Source organism: Providencia sp. 6390 (assembly GCF_058148425.1).
In genome coordinates, this window is record NZ_JBYVYL010000010.1 from 21518 (window position 1) to 47036 (window position 25519).

Consider the following 25519-nt stretch of genomic DNA (forward strand, 5'->3'; position numbering starts at 1 on the left):
TGTTTTCTATACGCTTAGCGACTCATTCCTTGTCGCCTAGCCGTATTTGGAATTATATAGAGTATATATAGCTTATATTGCAACTCTTGCATCAATAACGCGTTCTGCTTTGCCTTGTGAGCGAGGAATATCGCCACAGTTTACGATACTGATACGCGTACTGACCCCAATCATTGATTTTATGCGATGCTTAAGGTTGTGACAGATATTACAGCGTTCATCATAAGTGAGTGCATCGGGCTGTTTTAATTCAACCCGAATAGATAAGCTATCCATGTTCCCCTTACGGCTAATTTCCAACTGATAGTGTGGGGAAAGCTCTTTGAATTGCATGATTTGTTCTTCGATTTGCGATGGAAAAACATTCACACCTCGTATGATCATCATGTCATCAGAACGGCCGGTAATTTTCCCAATACGACGCATATGGCGATTAACCCCTGGCATGAGATGAGTTAAATCACGAGTTCGATAGCGAATAACTGGCATGGCCTCTTTTGTAAGGGTAGTGAATACTAACTCACCTTTGTCGCCAGCCGCTAAAGTTTGCAATGTGTCAGGTGAAATGATCTCTGGATAAAAGTGGTCTTCCCAGATAGTCGGGCCGCTTTCACCTGAATCAGCGCATTCCATGGCAACCCCAGGGCCCATAACCTCTGATAGGCCATAAATATCCAATGCTTTAATACCAAGGCGAGTCTCAATTTCAGTTCTCAGAGCTTCAGTCCAAGGCTCTGCACCAAATACCCCTAATCTAAGTGAGCACTTACTTGCATCTCCACCCATGATTTTCTCAAGTTCATCGATTATGCTTAAGCAGTAAGATGGCGTTACCATGATGACATCAGGTTTGAAATCCGCGATGAGTTGAGCTTGTTTTTCTGTTTGCCCACCAGACATCGGTATTACCGCAGCACCAAGACGCTCTGCACCATAATGTGCTCCTAAACCGCCAGTGAATAAACCATAACCATAGGCAACATGGATTTTGTCACCTTTGCAGGCACCCGCCGAGCGTAGGCTGCGGGCAATTAAATCAGCCCAATTATCAATATCTTGCTGTGTATAACCGACAACGGTTGGGCGCCCTGTTGTACCCGATGATGCATGAATACGGATGATTTGATTCATAGGTACTGCAAAGGTGCCAAAAGGGTAGTTTTCGCGTAAATCTTGCTTGGTGGTATAAGGAAATTTTTCGATGTCGCTTAGCTGTTTAAAATCATCGGGGTGAACACCTGCCTCATCAAATTTTTTGCGATACATAGGCACATTTTTATAAGCGTGAGTGAGTGTCCACTTCAGTCGTGATAGCTGTAAAGCCTCAATTTCATTTCGAGAAGCAAATTCAATCGAGTCGGCAGTGTGTTGTAGTTGTATGCTCATAATTGCTTATCCTTATAATTATAGGTTACTGCATCTTGAAGCTTTACTCATATACCGAGTCAGGGTGGGTAGAGTGAGCTGAGTGCAGCTATAGCCTGAGAAAGTAATGTAGGGTTCAGGCCTTATATATTCGTCATACTTGATTTGTGGTGCTTATTCGTCTCAGTTACATACTTATGTATGCCCCTAGCGACTTATTTATTTATCGGCTAGCCGCGCCTCGTATTATTTAGAGTATAAATAGAACAACGACCAGATACAGACAGCGATTTACTGATTAAACACGTTCAATAATCATCGCTATTCCTTGGCCGACACCAATACACATGGTGCATAGAGCAAAGCGGCCTTGTCGGCGATGTAACTCATTGGTGGCGGTGATCGCTAATCTCGCCCCGCTCATACCCAGTGGATGACCCAAGGAAATAGCCCCTCCGTTTGGATTCACTTGTGGTGCATCATCAGCTAACCCTAATCCTCTCAGCACGGCGAGTGCTTGAGCGGCAAAAGCTTCGTTGAGCTCAATGACATCCATTTGCTCAATTGTGAGCCCCGCCATTTTCAGTACTTTTTGTGCTGCGGGGAGTGGCCCAATCCCCATCAATCGTGGCTCCACTCCACAGGTTGCGGTAGCGATAATGCGTGCTTTTGGAACTAACCCTTGTGTCTTCGCCGTTTCTTGAGAAGCGATAATCAGTGCCGCTGCACCATCATTTACCCCAGATGCATTACCCGCAGTCACTGAACCGTTATGGCGAAAAGGTGCTTTGAGTTTCTGTAATTGTTCCCAAGTGGTTTCAGGGCGAGGGTGCTCATCCTCTGCGACCACAATGTCACCTTTGCGATGTGTGATGGTGATAGGAACAATTTCTTGCGCAAAAATACCATGTTGCCGTGCCTGCTCGGTGCGTTGTTGACTGCGTAAGGCAAAGTGGTCTTGATCAGCTCGGCTGATAGCGTACTCTTGAGCAACATTTTCTGCTGTTTCAGGCATAGAGTCAGTTGCAAATTGCTGCTCCATTAATGGGTTGATAAAACGCCAGCCAATTGTGGTATCAAACAGTTGTGGTTGCCGTGAGAAAGCAGACTCTGATTTGCTCATCACAAAAGGGGCGCGACTCATTGATTCAACGCCACCTGCAATCATTAAATTCGCTTCGCCCGCTTTGATGCTTCTTGCTGCGAGTGCAACTGCATCAAGCCCTGAGCCACATAAGCGGTTAATTGTCGTGCCTGAGACAGATAATGGAAGGCCAGCCAACAAACCTGCCATTCTTGCAATATTACGGTTATCTTCACCTGCCTGATTTGCGCAACCTAATATAATGTCATCAGTGAGTGACCAATCGAGCTGAGGTTGTCTTTCCATTAGTGCTTTTAAGGGGATAACGGCAAGATCATCAGGGCGTAAAGAGGAAAGTGCACCACCATAACGCCCAATAGGAGTCCTGACCCCATCACAAATAAAGGCATCTCTCATCACTCTTCTCCTGTTAAGCAATGGCCGAGGCGATGAGCTCGTCCTGAAAACCAAGCCAAGGTTTTTCCATGTTGATTGGTCACCTCAACTTCATATAACCCAGTACGCTTGCCTTGATGTTTCACTTGCGCAATTGCAGTAAGCGTATCGCCTTCAAAGCCTGGGCGGATAAAATCAATCGAGCAACTGGATGCCACGGCAGCAAGTCCATGACTGTTGCATGCATAAGCAAAAGCGGTATCTGCTAGGCTAAATAATTGCCCGCCGTGGCAGGTTTTGTGGCCATTTAGCATTTGTGCCGTAATGCTCATAGACAGTTGCGCAAAGCCTTCAGAAACTTGCTCAATGGATATTTCCATCGCTTTTGCGCATGCATCATCGCAATACATAACCTGTGCCGACCGTTGTGCCAGTGTCATATCTGTTGATGTATTCATTGAAGATCCTTAGCTGGTAGCGTTTGGTAACCTGCCGCCAATTGCCTAAGTAATGGATTAGCTCGATAGCGACCATCACCATAAAACTTAGTAAGCTGTTCTAGCGTATAAAGAATTTGTTGCCAACCAATCTCTAATCCCCAAGCGAGAGGGCCTTTTGGGTAGTTAACGCCATAACGCATCGCGTTATCGGTATCTTTTGGAGTCGCAATTCCTTTATTCACAATATCTAACGCCTCATTACATAACATGGCGACTGTGCGCATTGTGAGTAATGCAGGGTAGTCAGGTAGCACGATCACATCCTTGTTTAGTGATTGAAAAAAGGCGATGACAGCTTGATTTTCTTGTTGGCTGTTTCGTGCTGCGCAACTGATAGTAATCGCTGTTGCCTTGCAATAGTCAGCCGATAAATCAAATTGAACTACGCTTTGATGGTGTTTTTGCGCTTCAATAGACGCTAATTCACCGTTAGTTAACATAACCATAACATTACCGATAAAAAGTGTTGGCTGTTCATGAGCGTCACATTTAGATCCTTCGAGGAGGATCCCGTTTTGTCGTAACAATTGCGCAAATGTGGGTAAACTTTGCCAAGCGCCTCGAGCGGTAATTAAAATTGAATTGTTGTGAGGGATTTTTTCTGCGATTTTGGCGCTAGGGAGCGGTGTTGCTTCATGATAATGATAAAAACCACGGCCTATTTTGCGGCCTAAATGTCCTGCTTGTACCAACTCTAATTGTTCAAAGGAGGTTTGAAAGCGAGGGTCATAACCAAATGCTTGAAAAATGGAATCAGTGACAGCATAGTTCACGTCATGACCGATGAGGTCAGTGAGTTGTAGTGGCCCCATTGCGAAGCCGCCTGCATCACGTAGCACACTATCGAGCGTAGCCGGAGATGCGATTTGTTCTTCAAGTGCGCGTAGAGTTTCCGCATAAAAAGGGCGCGCGATGCGGTTAACGATAAATCCAGGTGTTGAACGGCACACTACGGGGACTTTGCCCCATGCTAAAGCGAGGGTTTTTAGCTGTTCAATGACTGGCTCGGCGGTTTCTCTTCCACGGATCACTTCAACCAGTTTCATTATCGGTGCTGGGTTGAAAAAGTGTAGGCCAGCGAACCGTTCGGGGTGCTTGAGTTGGCTTGCAATTGCAGTAATGGATAATGACGAAGTATTGCTGGCAAAGAGGGTGCTTTGAGAGCAAATATCTTCAAGTTGGCTAAAAATAGCTTGCTTGATAGCTAATTTTTCGGCAACGGCTTCAATGACCAATTGAGCAGGCGCTAGCTCCACTATGCTATGAACTAAGGTAATTTGTGAAAGCAGGGTTGCCGCTGCTTGAGCTTGCATTTTACCTTGTTGGACGCGTTGATTTAATCGCTCAGTTAATGACTGTTTTGCTGTCTCAAGTGCGTGGGTATTGATATCAAAAAGCAATACATCGTGCCCTGCGGTGGCCGCGACTTGCGCGATGCCAATACCCATAGTTCCAGCACCAATGACAGCAACAGTATTGATTATTGAAGTCATGTTAGCGCCCTTTAAATATGGGGTCGCGCCTATTTAAAAAGGCGTTTACACCTTCGCGATAGTCTTCGCTACGACCGCCTAAACGTTGTAAATCGCGTTCAAGGTCTAATTGCTCGTCTAGTGTATTGGTAGCAGCGCTGTAGATAGCTTTCTTAATCAACCCCAATCCATACGTGGGTTGGATTGCGAGATGTTGGGCTAATGTATTAACGGTATCGGTGAGTCGCTCGTTTTCAGTGACTTGCCAGATCATGCCCCACGCGAGTGCTTGCTCTGCACTGATTTTATCGCCAAGTAGCGCCATGCCCATGGCTCGTGCATGTCCAACTAATTGAGGTAAAAACCAGCTACCACCTGAGTCAGGAACTAAGCCTAAACGGCAAAAAGATTGAATAAAATTGGCGCTTTTAGCAGCAATAACGATATCGCTCGCTAAGGCAATGGCAGCACCTGCTCCAGCAGCAACACCATTGACTGCACAGATTATTGGTTTTGGTAAACTAGTGAGTCGGCGAATGAGTGGGTTATAAAAGGTTTCCACGGAATACCCTAAATCAGGCGCTTGGTCACTGGCGGTAATATTGCGGTCATTGAGGTCTTGCCCAGCACAAAAACCGCGACCTGCACCAGTAATCACTAAACAGCGAACAGCTTGATCACGTTCAGCAATTTTCAATGCTTCACTGAGTTGGTGATGCATTTCATCATTGAAGCTATTGAGCTTATCGGGTCGATTTAAGGTGATAGTTAGCACGCCCGCTTGTTGCGTAGTTAGTATCATTGCGCTGTCTGGCATATTATTGTCCTGTAAATTTAGGTTGTCGTTTTTCAAAAAAAGCATTGATGCCTTCTTGGCGGTCATCTGTACCGGCTAACCCAACAAAATATTGGCGCTCAAGCTGTAAGCCATCGGTAAGTGAGATTTCTTGAGCTGCATTAATGGCGGCTTTGGCAGCCTTCACTGCCAGTGGCGCATGTGTTGCAATGCGTTGTGCGATTGTTTGCGCATATTCAACGGTTAGTTCGTCAACACAAACTTGGCTTACCAACCCAGCCTGTAAGGCGTGTTGTGCATCAATTGCTTCTCCAGTGAGTACCATATGCATTGCAAGGGATTTACCTACGCCACGTACTAAACGCTGTGTACCACCGGCTCCGGGTATTAGCCCTAATGTGATTTCAGGAAGGCCAAAACGAGCCGATTGACCGGCAATGGCAATATCGCTGGCAAGTACTAGTTCGCAGCCAGCACCTAATGCATAACCGTTTACTGCACTAATAATGGGTTTGGTGATTTGGGCAAAACGGCGCCAAACAGAAGGGCGTTTATCCGTGATCGCAGAAGCTACTGTCTGTTGTCGTAGCTCTTTCAGGTCAGCGCCAGCGGCAAAGAAGCGAGAGTTTCCTGTGATAAGTATCGCGCCAATATGCGGATCGCTATCAGCTTGCTCAAGCTGTTCGACGAGCTGCTCTAGGCAATTAGTACTTAAGGCGTTACGTACCTCTGGACGGTTTAAGGTTAATGTCCGTACTCGGTGGTTTGTTTGTGCTAGGATCCAATCTGTTTTCATTTTTCCTCCTACACATCAAAATCGAGTACTACACCATCGCCTTTCGGCCATGATTGGCAGCTTAATATGTAGCCTTCAGCAATCTGATCGGGTTCGAGGCTGTAATTCACGCCCATTTCAACTTCACCCGAGCGGAGTTTGCATTTGCAGGTTGCGCAAACTCCGCCTTTGCATGCATAGGGCAGATCAGCACCTTGACGTAATGCCGCATCGAGAATGCTGTCATCTTGACTGTCCATGGTGATTGTCATCGTTCGCCCATCGAGTTGCAGGCTAACTTGGCGATTATCAGATGCGACAGCCGCTGGTGGCCTAAATTTCAGTGTTGAGGTATTAAACCGTTCACTGTGGATATGCTCTGATTTCATTCCATATTCCATCAATGCTAATTGCACATCGTCCATCATGGCTTCTGGACCACAAACAAAGGCACGGTGGTATTGTTTGAAATTGAGTAATCGTTGACCGAGCGCCATTAACTGCGATTTGTTAATACGCCCACTGAGTAGTGCGCTCTCTTGTTGTTCTTGGCTAAATAAATAGAGCACTTGAAAGCGTTGGGCAAAACGATTTTTAAGATCAGCAATAACTTCTTTAAACATGACTGAGCGACTATTTTTATTGCCATAAACTAAAGTGATATGGCTGTGTGGCTCAGTTTGTAGCGTGGATTTAATGATTGAGAGGATGGGGGTGATCCCTGACCCCGCCGCCACGGCAAGATAATGAGCTTGGGTATTGGCTTCGGGCTGATAGCCAAATTTACCTTGTGGGATCATCACATCAAGGCTATCACCAACACTCAGTTGTTGGTTGATAAAATTTGAAAAGCGCCCTTTATGAATTGCTTTAACACCAATTTTTAATGTGTTTTCATCTGGTGAGCTACAGATGGAGTAGCAGCGACGTAAATCTTCACCATTAATTAATGCTTTAAGTGTGAGGTGCTGGCCCGGACGATAGTGATATTGCTTGCGTAAGCTGTTGGGAACGTTGAATGTCACAGCTACCGCATCAGGCGTGTCACGTTCAATAGCCGCAATACTTAAACGATGAAATACAGTCATAGTGTGTCCCTAAATACATTTGAAGTAATCAAAAGGCTCGAAGCATTCACAACAGCGATATAAGGCTTTACATGCCGTGGAGCCAAATTCGCTTATTTTTTCAGTTTGTTGACTATCACAGCGTGGGCAGTGGATCGGCCCTGATTGTTCTGGATGTTCACAGGATTTTCCAGCAGGTGGAGCAATACCAAAATCGCGCAAGCGCTGTTTTGCGTTTTGATTCATCCAATCGGTTGTCCATGCAGGGGTAAGAACCACTTCTATTTCGATATGTGAAAAGCCTGCGCGGCCTAAAACATGTTTTATCTCATTGAGTAAAAATTCTGTTGCAGGACAACCTGAATAAGTTGGTGTAAACAAGACTTTCCAGCCATTCGACGTTGCTAACACATTGCGGATCATGCCAAGATCAGTAATCGAAAGCGCAGGCAATTCAGGATCGGGTATTTGCTGTAATTGCTGCCAAATTTGATGGATTTGCGGCGGTTGTAACCCACTTAGCGGTTGTCTCTGTTGCATAACATCACCATTCACAATTAGGGTAAGTGCGCTGAACAAATTGCAACTCGGTCAAAAGGATACCAAGGTGCTCGGTGTGGCAGCCCTGTTTACCTCCAGTGCGATAGGCATTTTGCTCAGGTAACGCTAAGGTCGCCTGATCAAAAGTTTCACTGATGGTTGCTAACCATTGTGGCTGTATGCTTCGAGGGTCGACGGCAATACCCACTTTAGCCAGTTCAATTTCAATATCATCGGCATGGAATAATTCACCCGTAAATCGCCATAATTGATTGACCGACAGTTGAATTTTTTGGTGACTCTGTTCGCTGCCATCTCCTAAACGGATCATCCAATGGCGGCTAAAGCGTAAGTGATAAAGGGCTTCTTTCAGCGATTTTTCGGCAATGGCGGCAAGCTGTGGATCTGCGCTGTGAATAAGTGCTTGGTAAAGCGGTACGTGATAGGCATCGATAAAAAATTGGCGAACTAATGTGTCATTAAAACCGCCATTAGGCTGTTCGACGAGTAATAAGTTGCAGAACTCACGTTCATCACGCAGAAAGGCGATTTTGTCTTCATCAGACTCATCGCCTGCCAGCGTCGCTGCATAGGCGAGAAAGTTTCTGGCTTGCCCTAATAAATCTAAACCAATATTCGACAGCGCAAGATCGATCTCCAGCTCAGGGGCGTGACCACACCATTCACAGAGGCGCTGTGCCAATATCAACGGCGTATCACCTTGTCGTAAAACATATTGTTTGAGTGCTTCGTATTGGTTCATTTTTCACCCTCACATGTTTTTGATGCCATCAGGGATGGTATAGAACGTTGGGTGGCGGTAAACCTTAGTGTCAGCCGGATCAAAAAAGGCACTTTTATCTTCTGGCTGTGAAGCGACTAAATGTGTGGCTTTGACTACCCAGACGGAACACCCCTCGCTACGGCGTGTGTAAGCATCGCGTGCATTTTCTAACGCCATTTGGTCATCAGCAGCATGTAGGCTACCAACATGGCGGTGGGATAGCCCTTGTTTGCTACGGACAAAAACTTCATATAATGGCCAATCTTGATTGCTCATCATTTTTCCTTTTTTATCAATACAATCTGTCACTAAGCAGCGGACTGCATTGCTTGTTGCTTTTGACTGTGCGCCATTGCACCTTCACGAACCCATGCCCCGTCTTCCCAAGCTTTACGTTTAGCTTCAACGCGTTCGTAATTACAAATTCCTTCGCCTTTAATCACTTGATAAAACTCTTCCCAATTAATTTCGCCGAAACGATAGTGACCAAGTGACTCATCCCATTGCAGGTCAGGATCAGGGATAGTCATACCGAGTGCTTCAACCTGAGGGACGGTGTTATCAACAAATTTCTGGCGTAGCTCATCGTTGCTAAATCTTTTAATTTTCCACGCCATACTTTGTGCACTGTGTGGGGAATCACTGTCATTGGGGCCGAACATCATCAACACCGGCCACCAAAAACGATTGATGGCGTCTTGTAACATAGTTTTTTGTTGTGCAGTGCCATTGGCAAGAACGGTAACTGCTTCATAACCTTGGCGCTGATGAAAACTCTCTTCTTTGCAAATTTTCACCATAGCGCGTGCATAAGGGCCGTATGAAGCCCGACACAAGGCAACTTGGTTAACAATGGCTGCGCCATCTACTAGCCAGCCAATCACACCGATATCTGCCCAACTGAGGGTGGGGTAGTTAAAAATTGAGGAATATTTCATTTTGCCATCAAGCATCTTTTGGTAGATGTCTTGGCGCGAACAACCCAGCGTTTCAGCGGCACTATAGAGGTAAAGACCATGTCCTGCCTCATCTTGAATTTTGGCTAATAGGATCGCTTTACGCCTAAGTGTTGGCGCGCGGGTCAGCCAATTCGCTTCAGGTAACATACCAATCACTTCTGAATGGGCATGCTGACCGATCTGACGGATCAGATTTTGCCTGTAGGCATCGGGCATCCAATCTTTTGGCTCAATATTGATGTCGGTTTCGAGCTTACTTGCAAAATTTTCTTGGTTCTGATTATTCATTTGCTCACCTAAATGATTCGAATTTTAGTTCATTAAAATAAAAAATGAATCATAATTATTTAACATTAATGCTAGGAATCGTTAACAAAAAAATCAATGCCAATTGTTTGTGTTTTGCGATGTACCTCACAGTTAAAAATAAAATGTCATTTAAATTCATTTGGTTAATTTTGTGCAAATGGTGGTGTTAAAGGGCTTTTGAGTGATTTTTGGTGGTTTTGGTTATTTATTTGTTAAATTTATATTGGCATTTCAACTTGAGTTTATGATACATATTTCAACATCAATGTTGATTATTGTTTTCTTTTGGGGGCGTAATGCAGCAATTAACAAGTTATATAACAGGTCAATGGTTATTTGGTGAGGGCGAGAGCCGCAAAATCTATCATTCGTTGACTGGTGAAGCCTTATATGAAGTGACAACTGAGGGCTTACCTTTAGTTGATAGCCTTACTTATGGGCGTAAGTACGGTGGTGATGCATTGGCGGCAATGACTTTTCAGCAGCGTGGGCAAATGCTTAAAGCAGTCGCAAAATATTTATTAGAGCGTAAAGGTTATCTTTATGAAATATCAGCACAAACAGGGGCAACCAAGGCTGATAGTTGGGTAGACATTGAAGGGGGGATCGCAACGCTATTTGCTTTTTCAGGGCTAGCAAATCGTGAATTACCGGATGATACTATTTGGCCTGAAGATGACATGATCCCTTTGTCCAAGCAAGGGCAGTTTATCGCTCGCCATATTTTAACTTCTCGTCGTGGTGTTGCCCTGCATATTAATGCGTTTAATTTTCCCTGTTGGGGAATGTTGGAAAAGCTCGCGCCAACGTGGTTAGCGGGCATGCCTGCTATTGTTAAGCCTGCAACAGCTTCAGCGCAGTTAACGCAAGCAATGGTGCGTTTAATGGTTGAAAGTGGATTAGTGCCTGAAGGCGCAATACAGCTAATCTGTGGCGGTATAGGTGAAATGTTCGAACACCTTGATTTTGAAGATGTTGTGACATTTACAGGTTCTGCGGCAACAGGGCAGAAATTAAAATCTCATCCACGGTTACGTGAAAAATCGATTCCTTTCACTATGGAAGCGGATTCTCTTAACTGCGCCATTCTTGGTGTGGATGTACAGCCAGAACAGCCTGAATTCTCTTTATTTATTAAAGAAATTGTACGTGAGATGACATCAAAGGCAGGGCAAAAGTGTACTGCTATTCGCCGCATCATCGTACCCAAGTCACAATTGGAAGTTATCAAGCAAGCCCTACTGAAACGTTTGTCTGGGGTTACTGTTGGTGATCCTGCCGTTGAAGGTGTTCGTATGGGAGCTTTGATTAATCAAGAACAGCGTGATGATGTTCAAGAAAAAGTATTGTTCTTGCAACAAAATGGCTGTGAAATACTTTGTGGTGGAACAATTCAAGATTTTAGCGTGATGGGCGGTGATATCCAAAAAGGAGCATTTTACCCGCCAACTTTGTTGTACTGTGCCGACCCCTATACTTATCAGGCCGTGCATGAAACGGAAGCATTTGGTCCTGTCGCGACGCTGATGGGCTATCAGACAACCGAGCAGGCCGTTGAACTAGCAATTATGGGGGGGGGAAGTCTCGCTGGAACGGTGGTGACGGCAGAGGCGTCAGTCGCCCAACAGGTTATTCGCCACAGTGCCAGAGCCCATGGGCGGATGTTGGTCCTTAATGAGGCTGCGGCGGCTGAATCGACAGGTCATGGCTCACCTCTACCTTTGTTAGTGCATGGTGGGCCAGGTAGAGCAGGGGGAGGTGAAGAGCTGGGTGGATTAAGGGCAGTTAAACACTACATGCAGCGAACGGCCATTCAAGGAAGCCCTTCGATGTTGACCGCGGTGACTAAACAATGGATCCGTGGAGCAGATGTGCATACCGATCCTGTGCATCCATTTAGAAAATATTTTGAAGACTTAGTCATTGGTGACACGTTATTAACGGCAAGGCGTACCGTCGCAGAAGCTGATTTGGTCAATTTTGCTTGTCTCAGTGGTGACCATTTTTATGCTCACATGGATAAAATAGGTGCGGCACAGTCACTGTTTGGTGAACGCGTCGCTCATGGTTATTTTGTGGTATCTGCCGCTGCTGGCCTATTTGTTGATGCAGCTGTTGGCCCTGTAATTGCGAACTATGGAATGGAAAATTTGCGTTTTATTGAGCCTGTGAAAATCGGCGACACTATTCAAGTGCGTTTGACTTGTAAGAAGAAAATTAAAAAAGTGCAAAAAACCGCAGAAGATAAGCCAAACGGTGTGGTTGAGTGGGATGTTCAAGTTTTCAATCAACATGGTGTGGCGGTTGCGTTATATAGCATTCTGACGCTAGTTGAACGCCGTGAAGGGGATTTTGCGTAGTCGTGATAGCTATCGATAAGGAAAAAACCGTTGTGTTAGGTTTTTCCCTTCAGGCAATATTAATGATTAATAAATTGCGCTTGGTTGAGCTGGCTAAGCGCGTTATTGACCGCAAAAATTTCGCCTCGTACTTCAGGCACACCAAAGGATTTTAAACGAGCACTGTGTTTTGTAAGGTAAGCCTCAGCATGCTGCTGTGATGCAAATAGATAGATGCCACCTGCTTTGCTAGTGGATGGGTTTTCTGTCCATATTTTCCAAATAAAACCCGGCTCTAGATTAATAGATTCGGCAAGCTCTTTCATTGCTCCCGCCATTTCATCACCCCAAGGCCCTTGATAGGGGAAATCAACCTGTAAAATAACCTGCATAACCGCTCCTTTTTGATTTGCTGATCACAGTATACTGATTAAGTTAAATCATTACTTTGATGATTAATGGGTTTTCAAACTGTCACGTTTAGCGGCTTCAAAGGCTTCTAACGTGTTTAAACGTGCTTGTTTATGATCAACAATCGGCTTTGGATAGTTCAGCTGAAGCTGATTGGCTTCAGCCCATTCATAAGGGGAGTGAATATATTTGTTAGGTACTGCCTGTAGTTCAGGCAGCCAGTGGCGAATAAACTCGCCATGGGGATCAAATTTCTGTCCTTGGGTGGTTGGGTTAAAGATGCGAAACCAAGGCTGGGCATCGGTTCCTGTTGATGCTGACCATTGCCAACCACCGTTGTTTGCCGCTAATGAACCATCAATCAGCTGTTGCATAAAATATTGCTCACCAAGGCGCCAATCAACCAGTAAGTCTTTGACTAGAAAACTGGCGGTGATCATTCTGAGTCGATTGTGCATCCAACCTGTCGCATTGAGCTGACGCATTGCGGCATCAACAATAGGGTATCCTGTTTGACCGCTTTGCCATGCTTTAAGATCTTCTTGAGAGGTATTCCATTGCATATATCGCGTCCATTCAATAAACGGTTGATGTCGACATAGGCGAGGGAAAGCGACTAGCAGATGGTGATAAAATTCACGCCAAATCAACTCATTCAGCCATGTAAATGCACCGCTGTCTGGTGAATCGAAAACGTGTGGATTTTCGGCCAGTAAACGGTTTAAGCATTGCCGTGGTGACAATACGCCAACGGCTAAATAAGGGGATAATTGGCTGGTGCCCTCAATGGCTGGAATATCACGATGTTGTGAATAATCCTGTACTTTCATGCGGCAAAATTGCCTCAATTGCTGAAGTGCGGCAGTTTCACCAGCGGGGAAATGAGGAGCAATGTCGACAAAATCATCTTCAAACAGTTGTGATGACTGAGGAACGATGAGCGCTTTCCCTCGAGCTTTAGGTGCTGGGTATGATGAATAATCCGTAGTGACTAACTGAGCGATAAAAGCACGGCGGAATGGCGTATAGACTTGGTACATTTCGCCCTTTTGGTTTGTCACTGAATTGGGCGCTAATAACAAGGCATCATCAAAGGCATGGATATGAAAAGACGTCGACTGACGGATTAACCACTCATCACGTTGATGTTCATTCAGCTCGTATTGGCGATTGAAAAACAGATGATCAGCTTGCTGCTGTTGTGCAAAATCAAGCACCCATTGTGCCGCTTGTGAAAAATCATCTGTGGTATGGCAAACCAAGGGGATCGCCAATTGAGCCAGTGAGTGGCGTAACTTAAGTAAGTTTTGATGTAGAAAAGTGATTTGCCGTGGTGAGAGATCATGTGCTCGCCATTGTTTCGGTGTGGCGGTAAACACAGCGAGTACTTTTGCTTTAGGATCAGCACAGGCAGAGGATAACGCTTTATTATCGATAACTCTTAAGTCGTTACGAAACCAGACTATATGGCAAGTTTGTAATTGCGTCATCATCTACCTCCGGTATATATCAATATTTAATCCAATTTTGGATGCTGATTGATTAACGATTGGCGTTTTTTCTCAAGCTCGGCGATTTGTTGCTCAATATCTTCTACTCTTTGTTCAATATTGTCATAGTGTTCGCTTAAGATCTCTTTCGCCTCAGCACGGTCAGATGCCGCAGGTGTTGCCCCCCTAAGTGGTTTATTGGCGGTTTCTGGCATTTTGATCCCAGTATACAAACCAATCAGAGCGATAACTATCAAATAGAAAGCTGGCATATACAGGTTGTTGGTTGATTCAACTAACCAAGCCACGACAGTTGGTGTGGCACCAGCAATCAGAACTGAAATATTAAAGGCGATTGCTAAAGCACTATAGCGAATATGTGTTGGGAAAATCGCAGGTAAAATAGACGCCATTACCCCAGTAAAACAGTTAAGTAAAATAGCTAAAATCAGTAAGCCAACAAAAATCAAACCAACTGAACCACTATCAATCAACATAAAGGCTGGGTAAGCTAAAATGATCAAACCGACGCTACCCGCAATGACGAATGGGCGACGACCAATTTTATCACTGGTTAAACCAATAATTGGTTGGACAAATAACATACCTATCATGATGGCAATGATGATTAACACACCGTGATCAGCCGAATAATTCAAGTTATGTGATAGGTAGCTTGGCATATAGGTCAGCAACATATAATAAGTGACGTTAGTAGCGATAACTAAGCCAACACAGATCATCAGGCTCTTCCAATATTTTGATACCACTTCACGGAAAGATACTTTCGGAGGGTTTTGAATATTGGCTTTATCTTGTTTCTCTAACGTTTCAATGTGCTGTTGGAATGCAGGCGTTTCTTCAAGTGCATGTCGTAAATACAGGCCGATAATACCTAATGGCAATGCTAAGAAGAATGGAATTCTCCAACCCCAATCATGAAAGTTTTCTTCCCCAACAATCGTGGAGATCAGCACTACGACACCTGCACCTAGGACGAAACCGGCGATAGAACCAAAGTCTAACCAACTTCCCATAAATCCACGTTTACGGTCAGGGGAATATTCGGCAACAAAGATCGCTGCACCTGAATATTCACCACCAACAGAGAAACCTTGTGCTAATTTAGCCAGTAACAATAAAATCGGTGCCCAAATACCAATACTGGCATATGACGGTATTAAGCCAATACAGAAGGTGCTGACCGCCATAATAATAATGGTGACGGACAATACTTTTTGTCGACCATACTTATCCCCTAAAATCCCAAAAACAACGCCGCCTAATGGACGAACTAAAAAGGGGACTGAGAAGGTGGCTAATGCAGCGATCATCTGAACGCTCGGTGATGCGCCAGGGAAGAATACTTGGCCAAGTACATAGGCTAAGAAGCCATATACACCAAAGTCAAACCATTCCATCGCATTACCCAGCGAAGCAGCTGTGATTGCTTTTTTCAATTTACCATCGTCAATGATGGTGATGTCGTTAATATTTAGCGGTTTTTCTTTTTTCTTTCTGAACTTCATAATGGCATCATCCTATTGTCTGAATTTCAAAAATGTGCTGAGCTGCATTATTAGATTAGTCATAATTTGCAGTACACATCAATAAATTAATTATTATTTTTAAAAGCCCTCAATATGGGCAATATGTAATGTTGAACTTTTACTAATAATAAGGGTAAAACTATCGCTAATAATTGCGAGGAGAAGTGCACAGAACAGGAGAATAACGAGAGAAATTTTGTTGTAATAAATGAGATAGAAAAAGCAAAATTTAAACCTTTATATGACCTAACATTTGAGTAATTATATAATAATATCGATTAAATGTAAAATGCCGGCTGTTTATGCTAATTAATGCTATTATTTTGTGTGTTTAGTCTAAAAAAATGGCGTTTATTTCTCTTACTATTTTCAATACATTAGCTCTTGGCTACAGGTATTCTTTTCGCTTATTGTTCGCCTTATTTTGCATTCGATAATTTAGAATATTTATTTGACATTCTTATTTCGTAGTTTATTAAATAATTGTAAATATTATTTTTTTTGTCATTTTTAAGTTTAAGTTAAAACTTGATTTATGCTGAACCTAGACTCTTCTTTTGATATTAGTGGATGATTGTTCTGTTCTTGTTGGCTATTGGTTTTAGCTGGTAGGAACAGTGGGTTTAATTAGTTACACTGAATGCAGCATATATACTCGTCATACTTCAAGTTGCAGCGTTGTTGAGCGGCGTTCATTCGCACAGGCCACATACTTGTGTATGGTCCCAGAGACATACTCACTTGCCGCCTAGCTGTACCTCGAATTATTTAGAGTATTATTTAATAAAAATGAAGTATGACAGGGGTTTTATTATCACCCTACGTAAATGATTTTAATCTAATCTGACTTTAAAAGAGTGCCACTATGAAAAAACAGACTGTTGCAACCTATGTCGCGAAAGTTCTTGATAATGCAGGTGTTAAGCGTATTTGGGGCGTTACCGGAGATTCACTAAACGGTTTAAGTGATAGCTTACGTCGCCTTGGAACCATTGAATGGTTAGGCACTCGTCATGAAGAAGTGGCTGCGTTTGCAGCAGGTGCTGAAGCGCAAATGACGGGCGAACTTGCGGTTTGTGCTGGCTCCTGTGGACCGGGCAATATGCATCTGATTAATGGATTGTATGATTGTCACCGTAACCGCGTACCCGTATTGGCTATCGCTGCACATATTCCATCGAGCGAAATTGGCAGTAATTACTTCCAAGAAACTCACCCAACCGAGTTGTTCCGTGAGTGTAGCCATTATTGCGAAATGATTTCTAATCCAGAACAATTGCCACAAGTTCTTGGTATTGCAATGCGCAAAGCCATCTTGGAAAGAGGCGTTTCTGTGATTGTATTGCCTGGTGATATCGCACTGCGCGATGCGCCTGAAAATGCGGTTGATACATGGTATCAGCCACAGGCTCCCCTGATCATGCCACAGCATACTGAAATTGCTAAATTGGCAGATGCACTCAATGAATCAACTAATATCACACTATTCTGTGGTGCAGGTTGTGCAGGTGCTCATGATGAAGTGATCAAATTGGCTGAAACTCTGAAAGCGCCAGTTGTACATGCATTACGTGGTAAAGAGCATATTGAATGGGATAACCCATACAGCGTAGGCATGACAGGGCTTATTGGTTTCTCATCTGGTTATCATGCGATGATGAATGCGGATACTGTTGTTCTATTAGGTACTCAGTTCCCATATCGTCCGTTCTACCCTCAAGGCGCTAAGATCATTCAAATCGATATCAATGCAGGGAGCTTGGGCTCACATTGTCATATCGATATGGGTATGATTGGTGATATTAAAGCGACTTTAACTGCGTTGCAGCCTCATTTAGAGGTTAAACAAGATCGTCACCATTTAGATAGTGCACTGAAGCACTATGTTGAGGCGCGTAAAGGGCTCGATGATTTGGCAAAACCGGGTAAAGAAGGGGTGATCCACCCACAATATTTAGCCAGCCGAATCAGTGAATTAGCTGATGATGATGCCGTTTTCACCTGTGACGTGGGCACACCAACGGTATGGGCTGCTCGTTACCTGAAAATGAATGGTAAGCGCCGTTTAATCGGTTCATTCAACCACGGTTCTATGGCAAATGCGATGCCGCAAGCGATGGGTATTCAGTCTGTCGATAAGAAACGCCAAGTGGTGACAATGAGTGGTGACGGTGGTTTCAGCATGCTGATGGGTGATATGTTATCACTAGCGCAAATGAATCTGCCGGTGAAAGTGGTTATCCTGAATAATGGTGTGCTTGGCTTCGTGGCGATGGAAATGAAAGTTGGTGGCTTCTTAACAGAAGGAACTGATCTGCATAACCCTAACTTTGCTGCGGTAGCAAATGCAGCAGGTATTAAAGGGATCCGCGTGGAGAAAAGTGAAGACATTGATGCAGCACTGAAAGAAGCATTTGCCCATGATGGCCCAGTGGTAGTGGATGTTGTGACGGCAAAACAAGAGCTTTCAATGCCACCAACGATCAATGCGCAAGAGGCAAAAGGCTTTAGCTTGTATATGCTGAAAGCCATCCTCAGTGGTCGAGGCGATGAAGTGGTTGAATTAGCAAAAACTAACTGGTTACGTTAGAACATAAATAACCCGCCATGATTAAAATGGCGGGTCAGACCGCTGACAAACGTATTGTGTTTGGCGGCGGTCGTTAGGGTTTTTGACATCAATTAGGAAAATCAATTTATTGATTTTCGACTGATAACACGGAGCGGGAAAAACCATGCTTTTATCCCGCTTCGTCAACAACCTCACCCGCCATGATTAAAATGGCGGGTTTAATATCCTGCCGCAGACTGGCTTCGCCATAAATGTGCTGCGACTAAAGCACGCCAAGGCGAAAACTCTGCTAACCATTTTTCGGTCTCTTTTGCGGTCGGTTGTGTTTCCATTTCTAATAATGGTTGTAAATTGCGTCTCACAGCCACATCACCATGCAATGAGCCATCAAGGTAATTAAAACCACGCAAAAGTGCATAACTCACCGTCCATGGGCCGATGCCTTTTAGGCTGAGCAGTTGATTTGTGAGCTGCTGTTGATTGTGTGGATCCACTTGCAGCGATAAATCGATCTGTTTATCAATAATAGCGGCACAAAGTGCACGGATCGTGACAATTTTTCCCGCAGAAAAACCTGTTTGCCGTAAGGTGTCATCGTCGATGGCGGCAACCTGTTGCTCGTCAGGAAAGCACCAAATACCCGATGAGTGCATACTTCCTGCCGCTTGGATAAAACGTCGACGTATTGCAATTGCTGCAGTTACACTAATTTGTTGGCCAATAATTGCCCATACTAATGCTTCAAATGCACTGGCTGATTGATAGATGCGCAGGCCACGTTGGCGCTGAATTAATTGGCCAATGACGGGATGAGATAAATATTGCGTTTCGAATTGTTCAATTGATTGTTGTAAACCAAGCATATGCTTACCAATTTCAACCATTTTATGATCGCTGGTGGCATTATTTGAACCATCTACTTCTAGTGTGATTGAGGCGGTCTGTTCATTGATAGCAATAATCAATTGCGCCGGCAAGTTACTACAAAGTATGCCTTTACGGAGCACATTATTTTCAACGATTTCTGCAATGTTTTGTCTATCTCTTAAATGAAATGCAAAAAAATCATCAGCACGAAAATTAGCAGGTAGAATAAGCTGTGAGGTTGCAGTTGGCATGGTGTGAACCTTTATATTGTGACACAACGCATTTTGGCATTATTAATTTTGATTTCAAGGGTGTTATCCTAGTTATCCGATAAGAAAAGAGTTAGAGTTTAATCTGATGCTGTTGAATAAAACAAAGCAAGGATGTGATGATGAAGGATCCAGAAGATCGCTCAGTGCATGAGGGTAGCAATAAGGCATTTCTTCATGATATTCCGAATACACTAAGTACCACCTGTGAGGTTAAACCGTCCTTAAGTCCAGCAGGCTTGGGTGGGTGGTTAATATTGCCAATGATTGGCATCATTATCTCTCTATTTTATTTGCCACTCACTTTCTGGGCAGCCTACGCAGATGTATTTGAATATTGGACTTTGTTAACAGATCCAACATCCTCTTATTTTATGCCGTTGTTTAAGGAATTAACCTATTTTGAAGTTATGGGTAATGCCATTCTTTATGCAACGCTGTTGTACCTCTGTTATCTTTTTTTCACTAAAAATAAATTAACAGTGAAAGTAATTATTTTCTTCTACGCATTTTCATTAGTATTAGTTATTACGGATGTTATGCTAGTCAAAGCATTGCTTTCAGTTCCTGTCGATGACAAAGATATTATAGACATTATGCGAGGTGCAGTGGTTTGTGCTATTTGGATACCTTATTTTTTAGTCTCAGTTAGGGTGAAAAATACCTTTGTGAATTAACGAATATACTCTAAATAATTCGATGGTTGAAAGGAGGGGGCATGATTTACTGTAAAAGAGTCTATGATCCAGTTTCACCAGAAGATGGATATCGTGTGCTGATTGACCGGTTATGGCCTCGTGGAATAAGAAAAACTGATTTGCAGTATGATGAGTGGAATAAAGCGGTTGCTCCATCCAATGAATTGCGTAAATGGTTTCATCAACATACAGACCGATTTGAAGAGTTTGTAGAGCGTTATCATCAAGAGCTAGATCAGAATGCAGATGCATGGAAAGCTTTGGTAAAAAAGATACAACAGGGTAATTTAACATTGTTGTACAGCGCTAAGGATCGGGAGCATAATCAAGCTAGGGTGCTTCAGTCTTACCTAGAAAATAGTATACTCGTCATACTTTAAGTTGCCGCTTTTCGTTGAGGTAGTTGAGGTATAAGTGACTGCACTCGTTCGCACTAGTTACATACTTCTGTATGCTTCTTACGACTCAATTATTTGTCGCTTAGCTGCATCTTGAATTATTTAGAGTAGATTAAGAAATAAGGTTATTAAAAATGGATGTAAACCAGCCGACTGCTGCAACGGCTTCACAAAAAGCGCCACTACAGGGGATTGGTGGATGGCTTATTTTCCCTGTGATTGGTTTGTTTTATATGCTATATCAAACCTTAATGATGGTGTTATTCGATATTAATCAAGTTAAAACGGTGTGGCATTTAGTCACAGATGTGAACTCTGATTTTTATATTAGTGGTTTTTCTGCGGCGTTTTATGCGTTACAAGTGAGTTATGGCATATTAGCTGTATTGTTCATATGGGCGTTTGTGGCTGCACTAAAATGGCAAAAAAAGGCCAAGACCTTATTTATTATTACTATGTTGTTATACAGTTTGATGATTATCGCTTCTCGCTTCGTGTTCCCAAACCTATTTGGTATTGAAGTCAAATATGGTTATGTGATGACGGTGGTTAACAGCGGGTTTTATTGTTTCATTTGGATCCCTTATTTTTTGGTTTCTGAAAGAGTGAAACAGACGTTTACGCGTTAACGTTCTATTAGTCGTCAGAACTTCCTCCTAAGGAGGAAGTTCTCTTTAACTAAAAGCTAACGTCTTGTATTGAGGCCAAAATACGGGTTAAACTGGTAAAATTGTTCAAGTCTGTATTGTTATTCTTAGCCTCGGTCGTGGCCCCTCGAATGGCTAGTAATAAGCTGATTGAGTCAAAAGTGATACCAATAATATCTGATGTACTGGGATGTCCATTAATACCTATACGATTTATAGGATCTCCTAGGTTATAAATATAAGGGTTAATGTTACCTTTATTAAATGGGCTCCAACTATCAGGGCTATGGAAACGCATCAGAGTAGGGTTAAATACACGATAGCCATTGTCTAAAAAGTACCAGCCAGTTACTGGATCAATATGTATCCCTGTTTGGCCTGGGCTGTTAGAAAATAAACAGCGAAAACCATATGGTGTATAGCTTAAATGTGAAATAGCATCACCAGATTGCACTAGGCAAGGTGTCCCATTAGTCAATAACCCATATTGATACTGCTTCTTTTGATGGCTGGTTTCACTCATATGACCAAAAGATTTATAAGTGCTATCATTAAACCATGTTATTTTTTTGTTTCCGATTTCTGCATTAGAAATATGATGGTTTGCATAATAATAGCGGTTAATTTGGCCATCAGGGAGATATTGGGCAATCAGTTTATCTTGAGCATCATATTGATAGCGGCAAACTAATTGGTTACTTTGACTTCTTACTTCAAGCAATCTATTTTTACTGTCGTAAATCAAGATTTGTTTTTTCTCATCTCTAATCAGATTTCCTTTTTCATCATATTGTAGATGAATAACTCCAGTCCGATCAGAAATAGATATAAGTTGTGTAGGATCTAGTTTATTAAATTCATAATGGATAGATTCAGAGCCAGATGAATATAAATTCTCCATTCTGCAGATATTTCCAAAATAATCATAATGATATGTTTGACCTAATAACTTTCGTTTACTACTATCCTTGGGTGATTCTATACCAGAGCAATAATAATGATGTAGGCGACCATTACTGTCATATTCAAATTGCTCATTATTTAAAATTAGATTATCCCGTATTAGTATACGGCGACTCAATTTACCTTCTGTAGTATAAGATTGTGTTAAAATTTCCATAGAGTCTTGTGTACTAAATGCTCTACGGATTTCACGATTAAACTCATCATAACCAATATTTGTATTCAGAGTAGAATCTTCTCCAACTACGAGAATATTTTCTAGGCGACTAAAGTTATCGTAAGTATAAGTTACCGATTGTCCACCTTGTTTGAATTGTTTTAATCTACCATAGTCATCATATTCATAAAAATGTTCTTTTCTCAGTGCATCACAGTAATACTGTAACTTTCCTAACATAGAATATTTATATTCACATGAGCTTTTATTATGTTCTTCCTCATTGAGTTGCTCATTTTTTATTTTACCAGAAGGATAGTATTCAAGTATGTTTTTGAGTTGTCCATCCGATGCTTTTTTTAGCTTGCCTGTAAATTGGGAATAAGAAAAATGTTGGTTGACTTGTGGTGTTTGAAGGTCGCTTAATACTCCTCCTAGCAGATATTCATAGCGGCGAGACTGATAATTATTATCAGAAGTAATAATTTTATTTGGCAATGATTCCCCTCTGTGATAACCGTATTGAGTGATCCGTCCGCCAACAATGTCACTACTTACTCTTCCTAAACCATCATAGCTGGCTTCCGCGAATTTGTGGTTATTTATTGAAAGGCCTGTTGTAAATTTGTCAGCAGAAAAACTGGCGTATGTTGAATCCATTCTTGTGCCATCTGGCAGGGTCGTTCTCACTAATCTATCAAAAATATCCAATTCATAACGAGTTATATCTCCAGTACTGTTGATTTCTGTTATTTTGCGGCCAAAGCCATCGTATTCATATGATGTACTCGCGCATATTGTTTTATCAGACTTCACCATATTTATTATTTCTATTTTGCCAAATAGATTTTTTTGGCTAATCATGATGCCTAGCCCTGGCTGGCATTGTCGAGAAGTCATGGATATTGGATCATAACTATCTTCTTCGATCCGTCCATCATTATAAGAAGTGCTAATTAACCCTCCCCAGCCATCATATAGGTGGTGTTTTATGGCTTTGATGGGGCTTAGCTGCCTTTGTTGATTTGAGGCCGATAAATCCCATAGCCAGTCGGTATTAGTTTCGCTCGTGACTAAACCTTGCACATTAAATTGTCGAGAAAGTGTTTCACGATAAGTTCCAGTGTAATTTTCTGATAAATGGATGGCATCATCATCCTGTTCTTCAATTGAACATATTCGTGACATTCCATCAAACCGGATCCGACGATTAATCCCTTCAGGTGTAGTTTCCGTCATGATTGGCCAAAGATTTCCCTCTGTAGAAGAAGGATATTGCCAAGTATATAAGCGCTTAACTTCTTGATATGTATCCGCAGCAATAATTTCTTCACTGAGTAAACCTTCAGGCGTATAGCGATAATCAAGCATTGTGTTATTTTCATCTAAGATTTTTAATTTTCGCTTTGAGATTAACGCAGTGGTAGTTGAAAACTGTTTTTGTACGCTATCGTGGCCAATAGTGGTTTCTGTACAATTAATAGTGGAATCCGTAAATTGATATGCAAATGTAGATATTGTTTCGAGATTATTCATTGATGAATCTATACGAGACAATAAACTGTGTTGACGTTGTTCTGGAGAATTGAAATAACTATAACGTTTAGTTAGAAGACCAAAAAGCTCATGTCGATCGAGGCAGATATATTTTGTTATTACTGAGCCTTCAAAGGTTGGTATGTTTTTCCAGAAATAATGAGCAATTTTGTTGGGTGCATTACCGTAAGCTGGTTTTTTAATTGTTGATTTTAAGAAACGGCTGAAGCCTAGGGGATCGGCAGGACAATTGTCCTCTTCACCCGCAGCAGGATAATACTCATTAATTTCCTGAGTTCCATCTACGTATCTAGTGAGTAAGGTATTTCCCCATATATCTGTTTGATAGAGTTCTTTTTCTTGACGAAATGCGCCAGAGCTTAAATCAGTATAAATGGTATCCTGTCTGGCAAGCAGTTGTAGGTTAGCGGGCTGCCAGTAGTAATTCAAACCGGTAGTTTCATTATAGGTAAATTGACGAGTTAGGCGTTTATTGCCTTCGGTTTTTTGTTCTAAAATCAGTAGATGAAACCGATTAAATGTTCGCTCAATACTAGAAACTATATTGCCATTCTCAACAATATTTTCTGTTGATGAATAATTATAATTACCTGTAACAAGATATAAATTATCCTGCTCTGGATCAATTTGATTCCTACCGGAGGAAAAGCCCGTGAAATTAAATGTGGGACTATATTGATAATTTTTAATAATTGCAGGTTGTTCATTGCCGGGAAATGCATGAAGCATGGTTACGCAAGGAATTGTTTTTGTATTAGTTAATCTCATTCCTGTAGCATCATATTGAACTTGCTCATAATAACCGGTTGGTGTATGAAAATGGCTTATTGCTAAAAAAGTGTTTTGCAAGGTTTGATAGTTAAATTTATAGCCAACAGATAGAGCCAATGAAGAAAATGGTAAACTTACATAAGTAAGTTGGTTATTATTATACTTAAATAGTATTGTCAGCATGTTACCATTATCATCGGGATATCTGGCACGACTACAGACTTGATTCAAGTAATCTAATTGAAATATAACAGTTCCAGTATTTCGATATCTAATTTCAGTCAGGCAAGGTGAACCTAGAATAAATCGCCCATATATAAAATCATAAGATTCACCATTTTCGAATGTTACAGCAGTAGTGACTAATAATTCGCTGTTGAGAGCAACTTTTTGTAGAGTTTCAACCGTGCCATCTTTATTATATAAATAAAAGAGATTATGACTTTGTGATAGAAGACGGAAAGTATTGAGCTTTTTGTCCAAAAACACAACTTCTTTTCCTGGTATAACGACCTCACTTTTAAAGCTTTCTCCATTATTTCTTGTCAGAAGGCGGTTTTTAAGATCATAACGAGTTGAGGATAGATTCCATCCAGTACCAAATCCATTATTTAAATTATTAAAAATAGAAAATGATAATTTAATTAGATAAGAAGAGCCTTGTATATTAAAAGGTGATAATGTAATTAAATTAAGTGATGCAGAATATTGACCTGTCCTAGGGTCAACACCGGCAGAAAGATATGAATTAAAATTAAATGCATTGGAGTATAATTCACCCAT

At 42.2% G+C, this 25519-nt stretch carries 21 protein-coding genes; 5 read left to right on the forward strand and 16 right to left on the reverse strand.

Translation table 11 applies throughout. The features are described 5' to 3' along the window. Window positions 1–72 precede the first annotated feature (72 nt). The 11 genes from paaK to paaA form a co-directional block, all read right to left on the reverse strand. Entirely contained in the window at window positions 73–1386 is a 1314-nt protein-coding gene (gene paaK, locus AC3Z9T_RS18120; protein ID WP_490127496.1) for a phenylacetate--CoA ligase PaaK, read from the reverse strand. Window positions 1387–1663: 277 nt separating this feature from the next. Beyond that, the gene (gene pcaF, locus AC3Z9T_RS18125; RefSeq protein WP_490127497.1) at window positions 1664–2866 is read right to left on the reverse strand and encodes a 3-oxoadipyl-CoA thiolase; all 1203 of its coding nucleotides are present in this window, start codon (window positions 2864–2866) and stop codon (window positions 1664–1666) included. Further along, a complete protein-coding gene (gene paaI, locus AC3Z9T_RS18130; RefSeq protein ID WP_490127498.1) occupies window positions 2866–3303 on the reverse strand; it encodes a hydroxyphenylacetyl-CoA thioesterase PaaI in 438 nt (145 codons plus the stop codon). Before paaI ends, pcaF begins: the two co-directional genes overlap by 1 nt. Beyond that, on the reverse strand, window positions 3300–4838 hold the full coding sequence (locus AC3Z9T_RS18135; RefSeq protein ID WP_490127499.1) for a 3-hydroxyacyl-CoA dehydrogenase: 1539 nt from the start codon (window positions 4836–4838) through the stop codon (window positions 3300–3302). Before AC3Z9T_RS18135 ends, paaI begins: the two co-directional genes overlap by 4 nt. A gap of 1 nt (window position 4839) precedes the next feature. Further along, entirely contained in the window at window positions 4840–5634 is a 795-nt protein-coding gene (gene paaG / locus AC3Z9T_RS18140; protein WP_490127647.1) for a 2-(1,2-epoxy-1,2-dihydrophenyl)acetyl-CoA isomerase PaaG, read from the reverse strand. Window position 5635: 1 nt separating this feature from the next. Then, window positions 5636–6409: a 2,3-dehydroadipyl-CoA hydratase PaaF gene (gene paaF / locus AC3Z9T_RS18145; protein ID WP_490127500.1), complete on the reverse strand. Its 774-nt coding sequence runs from the start codon at window positions 6407–6409 to the stop codon at window positions 5636–5638. An 8-nt stretch (window positions 6410–6417) separates the two neighbouring features. Continuing rightward, window positions 6418–7476, reverse strand: coding sequence for a 1,2-phenylacetyl-CoA epoxidase subunit PaaE (paaE, locus tag AC3Z9T_RS18150; protein WP_490127501.1), 1059 nt, complete (start codon window positions 7474–7476; stop codon window positions 6418–6420). 9 nt (window positions 7477–7485) lie between these two features. Further along, a complete protein-coding gene (gene paaD / locus AC3Z9T_RS18155; protein ID WP_490127502.1) occupies window positions 7486–7995 on the reverse strand; it encodes a 1,2-phenylacetyl-CoA epoxidase subunit PaaD in 510 nt (169 codons plus the stop codon). Window positions 7996–7999: 4 nt separating this feature from the next. Next, window positions 8000–8758, reverse strand: coding sequence for a 1,2-phenylacetyl-CoA epoxidase subunit PaaC (paaC, locus tag AC3Z9T_RS18160; protein WP_490127503.1), 759 nt, complete (start codon window positions 8756–8758; stop codon window positions 8000–8002). 9 nt (window positions 8759–8767) lie between these two features. Further along, window positions 8768–9055 carry a 1,2-phenylacetyl-CoA epoxidase subunit PaaB gene (gene paaB / locus AC3Z9T_RS18165; protein WP_490127648.1) on the reverse strand — a complete coding sequence of 96 codons (288 nt, stop codon included), beginning with the start codon at window positions 9053–9055 and terminating at the stop codon, window positions 8768–8770. Between the two features lie 32 nt (window positions 9056–9087). Beyond that, window positions 9088–10026: a 1,2-phenylacetyl-CoA epoxidase subunit PaaA gene (paaA, locus tag AC3Z9T_RS18170; RefSeq protein ID WP_490127504.1), complete on the reverse strand. Its 939-nt coding sequence runs from the start codon at window positions 10024–10026 to the stop codon at window positions 9088–9090. Window positions 10027–10343: 317 nt separating this feature from the next. Between paaA and paaZ the strand changes: the two genes are divergently transcribed. After that, entirely contained in the window at window positions 10344–12407 is a 2064-nt protein-coding gene (gene paaZ / locus AC3Z9T_RS18175) for a phenylacetic acid degradation bifunctional protein PaaZ (protein WP_490127505.1), read from the forward strand. A 59-nt stretch (window positions 12408–12466) separates the two neighbouring features. Here the strand turns inward: paaZ and AC3Z9T_RS18180 are convergent, their stop codons facing one another. From AC3Z9T_RS18180 to proP, 3 genes are all read right to left on the reverse strand, one after another. Then, window positions 12467–12778, reverse strand: coding sequence for a monooxygenase (locus AC3Z9T_RS18180; RefSeq protein WP_490127506.1), 312 nt, complete (start codon window positions 12776–12778; stop codon window positions 12467–12469). Window positions 12779–12841: 63 nt separating this feature from the next. Beyond that, entirely contained in the window at window positions 12842–14287 is a 1446-nt protein-coding gene (gene phrB, locus AC3Z9T_RS18185; protein WP_490127649.1) for a deoxyribodipyrimidine photo-lyase, read from the reverse strand. A 26-nt stretch (window positions 14288–14313) separates the two neighbouring features. Further along, window positions 14314–15816 carry a glycine betaine/L-proline transporter ProP gene (proP, locus tag AC3Z9T_RS18190; RefSeq protein WP_490127507.1) on the reverse strand — a complete coding sequence of 501 codons (1503 nt, stop codon included), beginning with the start codon at window positions 15814–15816 and terminating at the stop codon, window positions 14314–14316. An 886-nt stretch (window positions 15817–16702) separates the two neighbouring features. On the opposite strand from proP, the gene poxB reads away from it, so the two are divergent. Further along, on the forward strand, window positions 16703–18427 hold the full coding sequence (gene poxB / locus AC3Z9T_RS18195; protein WP_490127508.1) for a ubiquinone-dependent pyruvate dehydrogenase: 1725 nt from the start codon (window positions 16703–16705) through the stop codon (window positions 18425–18427). Window positions 18428–18627: 200 nt separating this feature from the next. Here the strand turns inward: poxB and AC3Z9T_RS18200 are convergent, their stop codons facing one another. Continuing rightward, window positions 18628–19527, reverse strand: coding sequence for a DNA-3-methyladenine glycosylase family protein (locus tag AC3Z9T_RS18200; protein ID WP_490127509.1), 900 nt, complete (start codon window positions 19525–19527; stop codon window positions 18628–18630). A 137-nt stretch (window positions 19528–19664) separates the two neighbouring features. Between AC3Z9T_RS18200 and AC3Z9T_RS18205 the strand changes: the two genes are divergently transcribed. The 3 genes from AC3Z9T_RS18205 (at window position 19665) to AC3Z9T_RS18215 (ending at window position 21270) form a co-directional block, all read left to right on the forward strand. Continuing rightward, entirely contained in the window at window positions 19665–20222 is a 558-nt protein-coding gene (locus tag AC3Z9T_RS18205; RefSeq protein WP_490127510.1) for a DUF2569 domain-containing protein, read from the forward strand. A gap of 41 nt (window positions 20223–20263) precedes the next feature. Next, a complete protein-coding gene (locus AC3Z9T_RS18210) occupies window positions 20264–20623 on the forward strand; it encodes a DUF488 domain-containing protein (protein ID WP_490127511.1) in 360 nt (119 codons plus the stop codon). A 152-nt stretch (window positions 20624–20775) separates the two neighbouring features. After that, on the forward strand, window positions 20776–21270 hold the full coding sequence (locus tag AC3Z9T_RS18215; RefSeq protein WP_490127512.1) for a DUF2569 family protein: 495 nt from the start codon (window positions 20776–20778) through the stop codon (window positions 21268–21270). Window positions 21271–21319: 49 nt separating this feature from the next. On the opposite strand, the gene AC3Z9T_RS18220 is transcribed toward AC3Z9T_RS18215, so the two are convergent. Next, on the reverse strand, window positions 21320–25519 hold the full coding sequence (locus tag AC3Z9T_RS18220; RefSeq protein ID WP_490127513.1) for an RHS repeat domain-containing protein: 4200 nt from the start codon (window positions 25517–25519) through the stop codon (window positions 21320–21322).

Excerpts from the sequence above, each read along its gene's own strand:
- paaK (WP_490127496.1), bottom strand. The coding sequence starts at position 1,386 with ATGAGCATACAACTACAACACACTGCCGACTCGATTGAATTTGCTTCT.
- pcaF (WP_490127497.1), bottom strand. The coding sequence starts at position 2,866 with ATGAGAGATGCCTTTATTTGTGATGGGGTCAGGACTCCTATTGGGCGT.
- paaI (WP_490127498.1), bottom strand. The coding sequence starts at position 3,303 with ATGAATACATCAACAGATATGACACTGGCACAACGGTCGGCACAGGTT.
- AC3Z9T_RS18135 (WP_490127499.1), bottom strand. The coding sequence starts at position 4,838 with ATGACTTCAATAATCAATACTGTTGCTGTCATTGGTGCTGGAACTATG.
- paaG (WP_490127647.1), bottom strand. The coding sequence starts at position 5,634 with ATGCCAGACAGCGCAATGATACTAACTACGCAACAAGCGGGCGTGCTA.
- paaF (WP_490127500.1), bottom strand. The coding sequence starts at position 6,409 with ATGAAAACAGATTGGATCCTAGCACAAACAAACCACCGAGTACGGACA.
- paaE (WP_490127501.1), bottom strand. The coding sequence starts at position 7,476 with ATGACTGTATTTCATCGTTTAAGTATTGCGGCTATTGAACGTGACACG.
- paaD (WP_490127502.1), bottom strand. The coding sequence starts at position 7,995 with ATGCAACAGAGACAACCGCTAAGTGGGTTACAACCGCCGCAAATCCAT.
- paaC (WP_490127503.1), bottom strand. The coding sequence starts at position 8,758 with ATGAACCAATACGAAGCACTCAAACAATATGTTTTACGACAAGGTGAT.
- paaB (WP_490127648.1), bottom strand. The coding sequence starts at position 9,055 with ATGAGCAATCAAGATTGGCCATTATATGAAGTTTTTGTCCGTAGCAAA.
- paaA (WP_490127504.1), bottom strand. The coding sequence starts at position 10,026 with ATGAATAATCAGAACCAAGAAAATTTTGCAAGTAAGCTCGAAACCGAC.
- paaZ (WP_490127505.1), top strand. The coding sequence starts at position 10,344 with ATGCAGCAATTAACAAGTTATATAACAGGTCAATGGTTATTTGGTGAG.
- AC3Z9T_RS18180 (WP_490127506.1), bottom strand. The coding sequence starts at position 12,778 with ATGCAGGTTATTTTACAGGTTGATTTCCCCTATCAAGGGCCTTGGGGT.
- phrB (WP_490127649.1), bottom strand. The coding sequence starts at position 14,287 with ATGACGCAATTACAAACTTGCCATATAGTCTGGTTTCGTAACGACTTA.
- proP (WP_490127507.1), bottom strand. The coding sequence starts at position 15,816 with ATGAAGTTCAGAAAGAAAAAAGAAAAACCGCTAAATATTAACGACATC.
- poxB (WP_490127508.1), top strand. The coding sequence starts at position 16,703 with ATGAAAAAACAGACTGTTGCAACCTATGTCGCGAAAGTTCTTGATAAT.
- AC3Z9T_RS18200 (WP_490127509.1), bottom strand. The coding sequence starts at position 19,527 with ATGCCAACTGCAACCTCACAGCTTATTCTACCTGCTAATTTTCGTGCT.
- AC3Z9T_RS18205 (WP_490127510.1), top strand. The coding sequence starts at position 19,665 with ATGATGAAGGATCCAGAAGATCGCTCAGTGCATGAGGGTAGCAATAAG.
- AC3Z9T_RS18210 (WP_490127511.1), top strand. The coding sequence starts at position 20,264 with ATGATTTACTGTAAAAGAGTCTATGATCCAGTTTCACCAGAAGATGGA.
- AC3Z9T_RS18215 (WP_490127512.1), top strand. The coding sequence starts at position 20,776 with ATGGATGTAAACCAGCCGACTGCTGCAACGGCTTCACAAAAAGCGCCA.
- AC3Z9T_RS18220 (WP_490127513.1), bottom strand. The coding sequence starts at position 25,519 with ATGGGTGAATTATACTCCAATGCATTTAATTTTAATTCATATCTTTCT.